Origin of the sequence: Luteimonas huabeiensis HB2 (genome assembly GCF_000559025.1) — a bacterium.
GTDB classification, from domain to species: domain Bacteria; phylum Pseudomonadota; class Gammaproteobacteria; order Xanthomonadales; family Xanthomonadaceae; genus Luteimonas; species Luteimonas huabeiensis.
The window spans coordinates 25,148-35,930 of record NZ_JAAN01000021.1 but is presented as its reverse complement, the minus strand read 5'-3'; the positions used below and the strand labels follow the sequence as shown (position 1 = coordinate 35,930).

The 10,783-nt window shown below is 73.3% G+C and carries 12 protein-coding genes; all 12 read left to right on the top strand.

The features are described from left to right. Nucleotides 1–50 precede the first annotated feature (50 nt). The 12 genes from Z164_RS0108530 (at nt 51) to Z164_RS0108475 (ending at nt 10,779) form a co-directional block, all read left to right on the top strand. On the top strand, nt 51–527 hold the full coding sequence (locus Z164_RS0108530) for a flagellar basal body-associated FliL family protein (protein ID WP_043689637.1): 477 nt from the start codon (nt 51–53) through the stop codon (nt 525–527). A gap of 10 nt (nt 528–537) precedes the next feature. After that, nucleotides 538–1,548 carry a flagellar motor switch protein FliM gene (gene fliM / locus Z164_RS0108525; protein WP_024890286.1) on the top strand — a complete coding sequence of 337 codons (1,011 nt, stop codon included), beginning with the start codon at nt 538–540 and terminating at the stop codon, nt 1,546–1,548. Beyond that, entirely contained in the window at nt 1,545–1,883 is a 339-nt protein-coding gene (gene fliN / locus Z164_RS0108520) for a flagellar motor switch protein FliN (RefSeq protein ID WP_024890285.1), read from the top strand. The genes fliM and fliN overlap by 4 nt, the downstream gene beginning before the upstream one ends. An 86-nt stretch (nt 1,884–1,969) precedes the next feature. Further along, nucleotides 1,970–2,359 carry a flagellar biosynthetic protein FliO gene (gene fliO, locus Z164_RS0108515; RefSeq protein WP_043689657.1) on the top strand — a complete coding sequence of 130 codons (390 nt, stop codon included), beginning with the start codon at nt 1,970–1,972 and terminating at the stop codon, nt 2,357–2,359. 55 nt (nt 2,360–2,414) lie between these two features. Beyond that, nucleotides 2,415–3,116: a flagellar type III secretion system pore protein FliP gene (gene fliP, locus Z164_RS0108510; protein ID WP_081770129.1), complete on the top strand. Its 702-nt coding sequence runs from the start codon at nt 2,415–2,417 to the stop codon at nt 3,114–3,116. Between the two features lie 141 nt (nt 3,117–3,257). Further along, nucleotides 3,258–3,527, top strand: a complete 270-nt coding sequence (locus tag Z164_RS0108505) for a flagellar biosynthetic protein FliQ (RefSeq protein WP_024890282.1) — start codon at nt 3,258–3,260, stop codon at nt 3,525–3,527. Between the two features lie 7 nt (nt 3,528–3,534). Continuing rightward, nucleotides 3,535–4,326: a flagellar biosynthetic protein FliR gene (gene fliR, locus Z164_RS0108500; RefSeq protein ID WP_024890281.1), complete on the top strand. Its 792-nt coding sequence runs from the start codon at nt 3,535–3,537 to the stop codon at nt 4,324–4,326. A gap of 175 nt (nt 4,327–4,501) precedes the next feature. After that, nucleotides 4,502–5,635, top strand: a complete 1,134-nt coding sequence (gene flhB / locus Z164_RS0108495) for a flagellar biosynthesis protein FlhB (RefSeq protein ID WP_024890280.1) — start codon at nt 4,502–4,504, stop codon at nt 5,633–5,635. Then, nucleotides 5,632–7,710 (top strand): flagellar biosynthesis protein FlhA, encoded by a 2,079-nt coding sequence (gene flhA, locus Z164_RS0108490; RefSeq protein ID WP_024890279.1) that lies wholly within the window; start codon nt 5,632–5,634, stop codon nt 7,708–7,710. The genes flhB and flhA overlap by 4 nt, the downstream gene beginning before the upstream one ends. A gap of 138 nt (nt 7,711–7,848) precedes the next feature. Continuing rightward, complete coding sequence (gene flhF / locus Z164_RS0108485; RefSeq protein WP_024890278.1) at nt 7,849–9,177, top strand: flagellar biosynthesis GTPase FlhF; 1,329 nt, start codon at nt 7,849–7,851, stop codon at nt 9,175–9,177. Continuing rightward, nucleotides 9,164–10,027, top strand: a complete 864-nt coding sequence (locus Z164_RS0108480) for a P-loop NTPase (protein WP_024890277.1) — start codon at nt 9,164–9,166, stop codon at nt 10,025–10,027. The genes flhF and Z164_RS0108480 overlap by 14 nt, the downstream gene beginning before the upstream one ends. After that, a complete protein-coding gene (locus tag Z164_RS0108475; protein WP_024890276.1) occupies nt 10,024–10,779 on the top strand; it encodes an RNA polymerase sigma factor FliA in 756 nt (251 codons plus the stop codon). The genes Z164_RS0108480 and Z164_RS0108475 overlap by 4 nt, the downstream gene beginning before the upstream one ends. Nucleotides 10,780–10,783: the final 4 nt, after the last annotated feature.

Genomic DNA, 10,783 nt, shown 5'->3' with positions numbered 1-10,783 from the left:
TGGCACGCCCGTTGCATCGCAACGGGCAGCTTCCAGAAGGTAGAGCCCCCTTGCCCGCCGCCGACGACGCCCGCTCGAAACCTGCGCGCGCACCGCGCCGCCGCCTCCCGCTGCTGCTGGCCCTCGTCGCCGTACTCGCCGCGGCCGCCGCCGCGGCATGGTTCGTCCTCGTCCGCCCGCAGGCGCCGGCCTCGTCGCTGCCGGCGCCCGCGCAATACGTGCCGATGGCGCCGCCGTTCGTGGTCAACCTCGACGAGACGCCCGCCGGCCCGCGCTACCTGCAGGTGGAGGTGCAGTTGCTCAGCCGCGATCCGCTCGCGGTGGAGCAGTTGCGCCGCCACGAGCCGGCGCTGCGCGCGCGGTTGCTGATGCTGTTCGCGCAGCAGACCTACGCCGGCATCGCCGACCGCGCCGGCAAGGAACGGCTGCGGGCCGAGGCGCTGGCCGAGGTGCAGGCGCTGATGCGCGCCGAGACCGGCGGGCCCGGCGCCGAGGACCTGCTGTTCACCAGCTTCGTCACCCAGTGAGGCGCGCGCGATGAGCCAGGACCTGCTGTCCCAGGACGAGATCGACGCGCTGCTGCACGGGGTGGATTCCGGCGCGGTCGATACCGAGCCCGGCCCCGCGCCCGGCGAGGCGCGCGCCTACGACTTCGCCAGCCAGGACCGCATCATCCGCGGCCGCATGCCGACGCTGGAGATGGTCAACGAGCGTTTCGTGCGGCTGTGGCGGATCGGCCTGTTCAACCTGATCCGCCGCTCCGCCGACCTCTCGGTGCGCGGCATCGATCTGGTCAAGTTCGGCGACTACCTGCACCAGCTCTACGTGCCCACCAACCTCAACCTGATCCGCGTCAAGCCGCTGCGCGGCACCGGCCTGATCGTGTTCGAGCCGAAGCTGGTGTTCGCGGTGGTGGACAACTTCTTCGGCGGCGACGGCCGCTACCCCACCCGCATCGAGGGCCGCGAGTTCACCCCCACCGAGATGCGGGTGATCCAGCTGATGCTCCGGCAGACCTTCGCCGATCTGGCCGAAGCCTGGGCGCCGGTGCTCGACATCGAGTGCGAATACCTCAACTCCGAGATCAACCCGCACTTCGCCAACATCGTCACCCCGCGCGAGTACGTGGTGGTCAGCCGCTTCCACGTCGAGCTGGAAGGCGGCGGCGGCGAGATCCACGTGACCCTGCCCTACTCCATGCTCGAGCCGATCCGCGAGCTGCTCGACGCCGGCATCCAGAGCGACCGCGTGGACCGCGACGAGTCCTGGAACGCCAGCCTGCGCGAGCAGCTGATGAGCGCCGAGGTCGTGGTGTCGAGCGTGCTCGCGCAGCGCCGCATCGATCTGCGCCAGCTCACCCGGCTGAAGGTGGGCGACATCCTGCCCATCGACCTGCCCGAGGAAGTGCCGGTCTGCGTCGAGGACATCCCGGTCTTCAGCGGCCGCTTCGGCACCGCCAACGGCGCCAACGTCGTCAAGATCACCGCCACCCATCCGCCCGGCACCAGCGCGCCGCGCCGCCCCGAGCCCCAGGACCCGCCCGCATGACGCCCCAAGACGCCCCCGAGGCCGCCCCGGCCCGCTTCGACGACCTGCGCGCGGAGACGCCCGCCGACGCCCAGGACCTCAACCTCGACGTCATCCTCGACGTGCCGGTGGCGCTGTCGCTGGAAGTCGGCCGCACCCGCATGCCGATCCGCAACCTGCTGCAGCTCAACCGCGGCTCGGTGATCGAGCTGGAACGCGGCGCCGGCGAGCCGCTCGACGTCTACGTCAACGGCACCCTGATCGCGCACGGCGAGGTGGTGGTCATCAACGATCGCTTCGGCGTGCGCCTGACCGACGTGGTCAGCCCCAGCGAACGGATCCGGAGACTGCGTTGATCCTCGCCAGCGCCCTGCATGCCCTGCCCACGGCGGGCGCCGTCGAGGCCGCCGCCGCCGCCGTCGCGACGCCGCCGCCCGCGCCGGTGCGCGCGGAGACCGTGCGTCCCGCGCCGGCGATCGGCGCCCACGCCCCGCAGGCGCCGGGACTGGGCGGCGCCTTCTTCGCCCTGGTGCTGGTGCTCGGGCTGATCCTGGGCCTGGCCTGGCTGCTCAAGCGCCTGCCCGGCGGCGGCTTCCGCCAGGCCGACGGCCTGCGCGTGGTCGCGAGCATCCCGCTGGGCGCCAAGGAGCGCGCGGCGGTGGTGCAGGTTGGCGACGAACAGCTGCTGCTGGGCATCGGCGCCAATGGGGTGCGCACCCTGCACCGCCTGCCGCGGCCGCTGCCCGAAGCGCCGCCGGCGCAACTGCCCTCGCTGCAGCGGCTGCCCGACTTCAAGCAACTGCTCGCGCAGCGACTGCGCAAGGACCGCTGAGGTGACCGCCCGTTCCCGCCGGCTCGCGGTGCTCGTCGCCGCGCTGTGCCTGTCGATGCCGATGCTGGCGCTCGCCGCGCCGCAGCTGCCGGCGCTGCCCGACGTCACCGTCGGCCGGATCGGCGAGGCGCCGGTGAGCCTGCCGCTGCAGACCCTGCTGCTGATGACGGCGATCACCCTGATCCCGTCGATGCTGCTGGTGCTGACCGCGTTCACCCGCATCATCGTGGTGCTGGCGCTGCTGCGGCAGGCGCTGGGCACCGGGCAGACGCCGTCGAACCAGGTGCTGGTCGGCCTGGCGCTGTTCCTCACCGCGCTGGTGATGACGCCGGTGTGGGAAGCGGCCTGGCGCGCCGGCTTCGGGCCCTGGCTCGACGGCACGCTCGACTTCCGCAGCGCCTGGGACCTCGGCACCGCGCCGCTGCGCGCCTTCATGCTGGCGCAGGTGCGCGAGACCGACCTGATGACCTTCGCCGGCCTGGCCGGGCACGGCGCCTACGCCGGCCCCGACGAGGTCCCGTTCCAGGTCCTGGTTGCCTCCTTCGTCACCAGCGAACTCAAGACCGCCTTCGAGATCGGCTTCCTGATCTTCATCCCCTTCATCATCATCGACCTCGTGGTGGCCAGCGTGCTGATGTCGATGGGCATGATGATGCTCTCCCCGATGCTGGTCTCCGCCCCCTTCAAGATCCTGCTGTTCGTCCTCGTCGACGGCTGGGTGCTGACGGTGGGCACGCTGGCGGCGAGTTTCAATTGAGCGGGGGCCAGGGTCAGGGGCCAGAGACCAGGGGCCAGAGGCCAGGGAAAAGCGGCAACTGCTTCGGCCTCGATGCGTCCTGCTTTTCCCCCTGACCCCTGACCTCTGACCTCTGACCTCTAGTCCCGGCTCCCTGACCCCATGCCCCCCGAACTCGCCCTCACCGAACTGCGCCGCGGCCTGGAGGTCGCGCTGTGGGTGGGTGGGCCGCTGCTGGTGACGGTGCTGGTGGTGGGCGTGGTGGTGGGCGTGCTGCAGGCGGCGACGCAGATCAACGAGCCGACCATCGCCTTCGTGGCCAAGGCGGCGGCGCTGACCGCGGCGCTGTTCGCGCTGGGGGCGTTCCTGCTGAGCTACCTGGTGGACTATACGGTGACGCTGTTCCACCGCATCCCGCACCTGATCGGCTGAGCGCCCGATGGACGCCGTCACCGCGGTCGCCATCGACGGCGAGCAGGCCTTCGGCATGATCGGCACCCTGCTGTGGACCGCGCTGCGGGTCGGCGGGCTGCTGATGGCGATGCCGCTGATCGGCACCCGCGCGCTGCCGGCGCGGATCCGGGTCATGGCCGCGCTGGCGCTGGCCCTGGCGCTGGCGCCGCTGCTGCCGGCGCCGCCGGCGTGGCGCGGCTTCGATGCCGCCACCGTGCTGTCGATCGCGCGCGAACTGGCGGTCGGCGTGGCGATGGGCTTCATGCTGCGGCTGGTGTTCGAGGCCGGCGCGCTGGCCGGCGAGCTGATCTCGCAGGGCACCGGCCTGTCGTTCGCGCAGATGAGCGACCCGCTGCGCGGGGTCAACTCCGGCGTGGTCGGGCAATGGTTCTATCTCGCGTTCGGGCTGCTGTTCTTCGCCGCCAACGGCCACCTGGCGATGGTCGCGCTGCTGGTGCGCAGCTACGACGCGCTGCCGATCGGCGCGGCCCTGCCCGATCCCGCCGCCGCGCTGGCGGTGGCGCCGGCCTTCTTCGCCGCGGTGCTGCGCGGCGCGGCGACCCTGGCGTTGCCGGTGATGGTGGCGATGCTGGCGGTCAACCTGGCCTTCGGCGTGCTCTCGCGCGCCGCACCCGCGCTCAACCCGATCCAGCTCGGCCTGCCGGTCTCGGTGCTGATCGGCCTGTTCCTGATCGCGGTGCTGGCCGGCGAGCTGGGCCCGCCCGTGCAGGCGCTCTACGACGCCGCCTTCGACGCCGCCGCGCGGCTGACGCGGTAAGCCAGGGGTCGGGGGCCAGAGGCCAGGGGCCAGGGTGAAGCGGGCTCTCGCGATCATCGCGATTCCCCTGCTTTTGCCCTTCCCTGGCCTCCGGCCTCCGGCCTCTGGCCCCTGACCCCTGCCCCCCGGCACATCGCTTGCATCGTCCGCGCCGTACCCGTGAGCCGCTGCGATCATGGCCGAGAACGAGGACGGTCAGGAAAAGACCGAACAGCCCAGCGAGAAGCGCCTACGCGAAGCCCGCGAACAGGGCAACGTGGCGCGCTCGCGCGAGCTGTCCACGGTGGCGGTGTTCGGCGCCTGCGTCGCCGCGCTGCTGGCGCTGGGCGGCGGCCTGAGCGCGCGCGCGCTGGACTGGATGCGGCAGGCGCTGAGCCCGGACCGGGCGCTGCTGGATGCGCCGCACCTGCTGCTCGGCCACATGGGCGGGCTGATGCTGGGCTTCGCCTGGATCCTGGCGCCGCTGCTGCTGGTGGCGCTGCTGGCGTGCTTCGTGGCGCCGGCGCTGATGGGCGGGTTCAACGTGTCCTCGAAGGGCCTGGTGCCCGACCTCAAGCGCCTCGATCCGCTGGCCGGCCTGAAGCGCATCTACGGGCCGGAGGGCCTGGCCGAACTGCTGAAGTCGCTGCTGCGCGTGGCGCTGGTGGGCGCCGCCGCGGCGCTGTGCCTGTGGCCGCGCCTGCCCGCCCTGCGCGCGATGCTGCAGCAGCCGCTGGAGCATGCCGCGCGCGACGGCCTGCGCTTCGCGCTGTGGGTGCTGATGGCCACCGCCGCCGCGCTGGCGCTGCTGGCGCTGCTGGATGCGCCGTACCAGAAATGGAACTGGCGGCGGAAGCTGAAGATGACCCGCCAGGAGCTGCGCGAGGAACTGAAGGAAAGCGAGGGCCGGCCGGAGGTCAAGGGCCGCATCCGCCAGTTGCAGATGCAGATGTCGCAGCGGCGAATGATGGAGGCGGTGCCCACCGCCGACGCGATCGTGGTCAACCCGACCCACTACGCGGTCGCGCTGCGCTACGACGGCGGCCGCATGCGCGCGCCGCGGGTGGTCGCCAAGGGCGTGGACGAGGTGGCGCTGCGCATCCGCGAGATCGGCCAGGCGCACCGGGTCGCGCTGGTCTCGGCGCCGCCGCTGGCACGGGTCTTGTATCGGGAGGCGGAGATCGGCCAGGAAATCCCCGTGAAGCTCTACGCCGCCGTCGCCCAGGTGCTGTCCTACGTCTACCAGCTGCGCGCCTGGCGGCCGGGCACGCCGCCGCCGGCGCTGGACGCGATCGAGATCGACGAAGGCGACGCCGGGGGCGCGCGATGAGCGCGCTCGCCCCGGCCGCGCCGCGGCGCCTGCTGGACCTGCTGCGCACCGGCCTGGGCGCGCCGCTGCTGGTGCTGGCGCTGCTGGCGATGGTGGTGGTGCCGCTGCCGCCGGTCGTGCTCGACGCGCTCTTCAGCTTCAACATCGCCATCTCGCTGGTGGTGCTGCTGGCGGTGATCCACGTGCAGCGCCCGCTGGACCTGAGCATCTTCCCGATCGTGCTGCTGTTGACCACGATGCTGCGCCTGGCGCTCAACGTGGCCTCCACCCGGGTGATCCTGCTGCACGGCCAGGACGGCCACGGCGCGGCCGGCCAGGTCATCGAATCGTTCGGCGAGTTCGTGGTCGGCGGCAACTTCGCGGTGGGCATCGTCGCCTTCGCGATCCTGACCATCATCAACTTCGTGGTCATCACCAAGGGCGCGGGGCGGGTGTCGGAGGTGACCGCGCGCTTCATCCTCGACGCCATGCCCGGCAAGCAGATGGCCATCGACGCCGACCTCAACGCCGGCCTGCTGACCCGCGACGAGGCCAAGGCGCGCCGCGACGAGGTGCGCCAGGAGGCGGACTTCTACGGCGCGATGGACGGCGCCAGCAAGTTCATCCGCGGCGACGCCATCGCCGGCATCCTGATCCTGCTGGTGACGATGATCGGCGGCCTGGCGATCGGCGTGCTCCAGCACGGCATGAGCGCCGCCGATGCGGCGTCCACCTACACCCTGCTGTCGATCGGCGACGGGCTGGTGTCGCAGATCCCGGCGCTGCTGGTCTCCTCCGCGGTCGCGCTGCTGGTCACCCGCGCCTCGCGCGCGCAGGACCTGGGCGGCGCGGTCGGCGGCCAGGTCTTCGGCCAGCACCGCGCGCTGGCCATCGCCGCGACCATCCTGCTGCTGGTCGGCCTGGTGCCGGGCATGCCGAACCTGGCGTTCCTGTCGCTGGCGGCGATCGTCGGCTACGCGGCCTGGGCGCTGCGCCGCCGCAGCCTGGGCGCGGAGGCCGGCGAGCGCGCGGACGCCGCGCTGCCCGCGCCGGAACAGGCCGCCGCGACCGAGATCGGCTGGGACGACCTGCGCCCGGCCGATCCGCTCGGCCTGGAGGTCGGCTACCGGCTGATCCCGCTGGTCGACACCGCCCAGGGCGGCGAGCTGATGGCGCGGATCAAGGCGGTGCGGCGCAAGCTCACCCAGGACATCGGCTTCCTGATCCCGCCGGTGCACATCCGCGACAACCTGGAACTGGCGCCGGCCGCCTACCGGCTGCTGGTGCACGGGGTGCCGGTGGCCAGCGCCGAGGTCCACCCCGACCGCCTGCTCGCGCTCGATCCCGGCGGCACCCTCGGCCCGATCGAGGGCCTGCCCGGCAAGGACCCGGCGTTCGGGCTGGACGCGCTGTGGATCCTGCCGCCGCAGCGCGCCCAGGCCGAGGCGGCCGGCTACACCGTGGTCGATCCGGCGACCGTCATCGCCACGCATCTGTCGCACGTGGTGCGCGAACAGGCGCCGGAGCTGCTCGGCCACGAGGAAGTGCAGCAGTTGCTGGCCACGCTGGCGCGCAGCGCGCCCAAGCTGGCCGAGGACCTGTCGCCGAAATCGCTGCCGCTGTCGGTGGTGGCGCGGGTGCTGCAGAACCTGCTGGTCGAGCGGATCCCGGTGCGGCAGCTGCGGCGCATCGCCGAGGCGCTGGTCGAGCACGCCGCGCACACCCAGGACCCGGGCCAGCTCACCGCCGCAGTGCGCACCGCGCTGGGCCGCTTCATCGTGCAGGAGATCGCCGGCGGCGCCGAGGAACTGCCCGTCTACACCCTGGCCCCGGCGCTGGAACGGGTCTTGCAGGACTCCGCCCAGGGCGGCGGCACCGCGCTGGAGCCCGGCCTGGCCGAGCGCCTGCAGCAAAGCCTGGCCGACTGCGCAAGCCGCCAGGACGCGCGCAACGAGCCCGCGGTGGTGCTGGTGCCCGGCCCGGTACGCGCCGCCCTCGCGCGCCTGGTGCGCCACAGCGTCCCCAGCCTCTCGGTGCTGGCCTACGGCGAGGTGCCGGAGGAAAAGCGGCTGAAGCTGGTGGGGACGGTGAGTTGACCAGGGCCAGGGGCCAGGGGCCAGAGGCCAGAGGCCAGAGATCGAATCGGAGAGGCACATGAGCGCAAGACATCAACACGAGTTCGGATTCCCCGCGCCTTCCCCGGCCTCCGGCCCCTGGCCCCTGGCCTCTCGCGCATGAAACTCCACCGATTCGTCGCCGCGGACATGCGCGGTGCGCTGCAGCGGGTGCGCGAGGCGCTCGGGCCGGAGGCGGTGATCCTGTCCAATCGCCGCTCCGAGGAGGGCGTGGAGATCGTGGCGGCGAGCAACTACGACGAGGCCTTCGTCCAGCATGCGCTCGACGAGGCGCGGCGCGAGATCGAGGATGCGCGGCCGGGCCCGGCCGTGCCGCCCGCCGCACCCGCCGCGCCGCTGGCGCCGTCGGAACGCTGGCTGCGCTCGCTGGCGCCGGCGGACGCGGCGCCGCCGGCGGCCGGACCGCGCGCCGCCGCCGGCTCGCCGTCGCCGGCGATCGCGGCGCGGCGGCCGGCCGTCGCGGCGGCCCCGCGCGAGGCGATCCCGGCGCCGCCGGCACCGGCCAGCGACGGCGAACTGGCGCGCATGCGCGAGGAACTGGCGCAGATGCGGCAGTTGATCGAGCGCGAGATGCTGCGCCTGACCGACGAGCGCCTGCGTGGCGCGCCGGTGCGCGCCGAGGCGATGGCGCTGATGGAGGACTACGGCTTCGATGCCGGACTCACCCGCGACGTGGCCATGCAGATCCCGGCCGACGCCGCCGCGCATCGCGCGCGCGGGCTGATGCTGGGCCTGATCGCGCGCAGGCTGCCGATCTGCCCGGTCGATCCGCTGCACGAGGGCGGCGTGATCGCCCTGGTCGGCCCCACCGGCGCCGGCAAGACCACCACCATCGCCAAGCTGGCGGCGCTGTACGCCGCCCAGCACCAGCCGCGCGACGTCGCCCTGGTCACCACCGACACCCAGCGCATCGGCGGCCGCGAGCAGTTGCACGGCTACGGCCGCCAGCTCGGCATCGCCGTGCACGAGGCCGACAGCGAGGCCGCCCTGCTCGGCCTGCTGCAGCGCCTGGACGACTACCGCCTGGTGCTGGTGGACACCGCCGGGCTGAGCCAGCGCGACCGCGCGCTGGCGCGCCAGCTGCACTGGCTGCGCGCGGCGCGCCAGGTCCGCACCCTGCTGGTGCTGCCGGCCAACACCCATTTCGCCGATCTGGACGAGGCGGTGCGCCGTTTCGAGGGCGCGCGCCCGCAGGGCGCGGTCCTGACCAAGCTGGACGAGACCGGCCGCCTGGGCGGCGCGCTGTCGGTGGCGGTGGACCACCAGCTGCCGCTGACCTGGATCGCCGACGGCCAGCGCGTGCCCGACGACCTGCACCGCGCCAACGCCGCCCGCCTGGTCCTGCGCCTTGAAGATCTGCGCCGCGATGCCGATAAGCCCATCGACCCGGTGCACGCCGACCCGGAGCCCCACCATGCCGTCGCCTGAGCCCGTGCAGATGCCCACGCCCTCGATGCCGCTCAAGCCCGTGCGCACGCTCGCCGTGACCGGCGGCAAGGGCGGCGTGGGCAAGAGCAGCGTTTCGGTCAACCTCGGCATCGCCCTGGCCGACCTCGGCCGGCGCGCCCTGCTGCTCGACGCCGACCTGGGCCTGGCCAACGTGGACGTGCTGCTGGGCCTGTCACCGCGCCGCACCCTGGCCGACCTGGTCGCCGGGCGCTGCGGCCTGGAGGACGTGCTGGTGGAAGGCCCGGGCGGCCTGCTGATCGTGCCCGCCGCCTCCGGCCGCCGGCACATGGCCGAGCTGCGGCCGGCCGAGCACGCCGGCCTGGTGCACATGTTCGACGAGCTGCAGCGCGAGCTGGACGTGATGCTGATCGACACCGCCGCCGGCATCACCGACTCGGTGCTGACCTTCTGCCAGGCCGCGCAGGACACCCTGGTGGTGGTCTGCGACGAGCCCGCCTCGATCACCGACGCCTACGCGCTGATCAAGGTGCTGTGCCGCGAGCGCGGCGTGGACCGGGTGCAGGTGGTGGCCAACATGGTGCGCGGCGCCAGCGAGGGCCGCGCGCTGTACGACAAGCTCGCCCGGGTCTGCGAGCGCTTCATCGGCGACGTCTCGCTGAACTACCTGGGCGCGGTGCCGCAGTGCGACTGGCTGCGGATGTCGGTGCAGCGGCAGCAGGCGGTGGTGCGCGCCTATCCGGGCAGCCCGTCGGCGCGCGCGCTGGTGGAGATCGCCCGCCGCGCCGCGCGCTGGCAGGCGCCGCCGGCGCCGCGCGGCCATGTCGAGTTCTTCGTCGAGCGCATGCTCCGGCAGGGAGCGCCGGCATGAGCCTCGCCGCCCGCCAGTACCAGGCGGTCCAGCGCGCGACCGCCCCCGACCCGCTGGAGCGGCACGCCGAACTGGTGCGCCGCATCGCCCACCACCTGGCCGCGCGGCTGCCGGCCAGCGTCGAGGTCGACGACCTGATCCAGGCCGGCATGATCGGCCTGCTGGAGGCCTCGCGCAGCTACGACGCCGACCAGGGCGCGTCGTTCGAGACCTACGCCTCGATCCGCATCCGCGGCGCGATGATCGACGAGATCCGGCGCGGCGACTGGGTGCCGCGCTCGGTGCACCGGCGCGCGCGCGAGGCCGCGGCGGCGATCCGCGAGATCGAGCAGGCCAGCGGGCGGCCGGCCACGCCGCAGCAGGTGGCCGAGCGCATGGGCCTGCCGCTGGACGAGTACCTGCGCCTGGTCGAGGACGCCGCGCGCGGGCAGGTGCTGAGCCTGGATTCGCACGTCGAGGACCACGGCGAGGTCGAGCCCGCCGCGCGCGGCGGCGGCCCGACCCCGCAGGAGGCGCTGCTGCGCGGCGAGTTCGGCCGCGAGCTGGTCGCCGCCATCGGCCAGTTGCCCGAGCGCGAGCAACTGGTGCTGTCGCTCTACTACGAGCGCGAGCTGAACCTGAAGGAGATCGGCGCGGTGCTGGGCGTGAGCGAATCGCGCGTGTGCCAGATCCACGGCCAGGCGGTGCTGCGCCTGCGCGGCCGCCTGAGCGCCTTCGAACTCGCCGACACCGGCATCGCCGACGAGGCCTGAGCCC

Excerpts from the sequence above, each read along its gene's own strand:
- Z164_RS0108505 (WP_024890282.1), top strand. The coding sequence starts at position 3,258 with ATGCCCCCCGAACTCGCCCTCACCGAACTGCGCCGCGGCCTGGAGGTC.
- fliP (WP_081770129.1), top strand. The coding sequence starts at position 2,415 with ATGCCGATGCTGGCGCTCGCCGCGCCGCAGCTGCCGGCGCTGCCCGAC.
- flhB (WP_024890280.1), top strand. The coding sequence starts at position 4,502 with ATGGCCGAGAACGAGGACGGTCAGGAAAAGACCGAACAGCCCAGCGAG.
- flhF (WP_024890278.1), top strand. The coding sequence starts at position 7,849 with ATGAAACTCCACCGATTCGTCGCCGCGGACATGCGCGGTGCGCTGCAG.
- fliM (WP_024890286.1), top strand. The coding sequence starts at position 538 with ATGAGCCAGGACCTGCTGTCCCAGGACGAGATCGACGCGCTGCTGCAC.
- Z164_RS0108480 (WP_024890277.1), top strand. The coding sequence starts at position 9,164 with ATGCCGTCGCCTGAGCCCGTGCAGATGCCCACGCCCTCGATGCCGCTC.
- fliN (WP_024890285.1), top strand. The coding sequence starts at position 1,545 with ATGACGCCCCAAGACGCCCCCGAGGCCGCCCCGGCCCGCTTCGACGAC.
- fliR (WP_024890281.1), top strand. The coding sequence starts at position 3,535 with ATGGACGCCGTCACCGCGGTCGCCATCGACGGCGAGCAGGCCTTCGGC.
- flhA (WP_024890279.1), top strand. The coding sequence starts at position 5,632 with ATGAGCGCGCTCGCCCCGGCCGCGCCGCGGCGCCTGCTGGACCTGCTG.
- Z164_RS0108475 (WP_024890276.1), top strand. The coding sequence starts at position 10,024 with ATGAGCCTCGCCGCCCGCCAGTACCAGGCGGTCCAGCGCGCGACCGCC.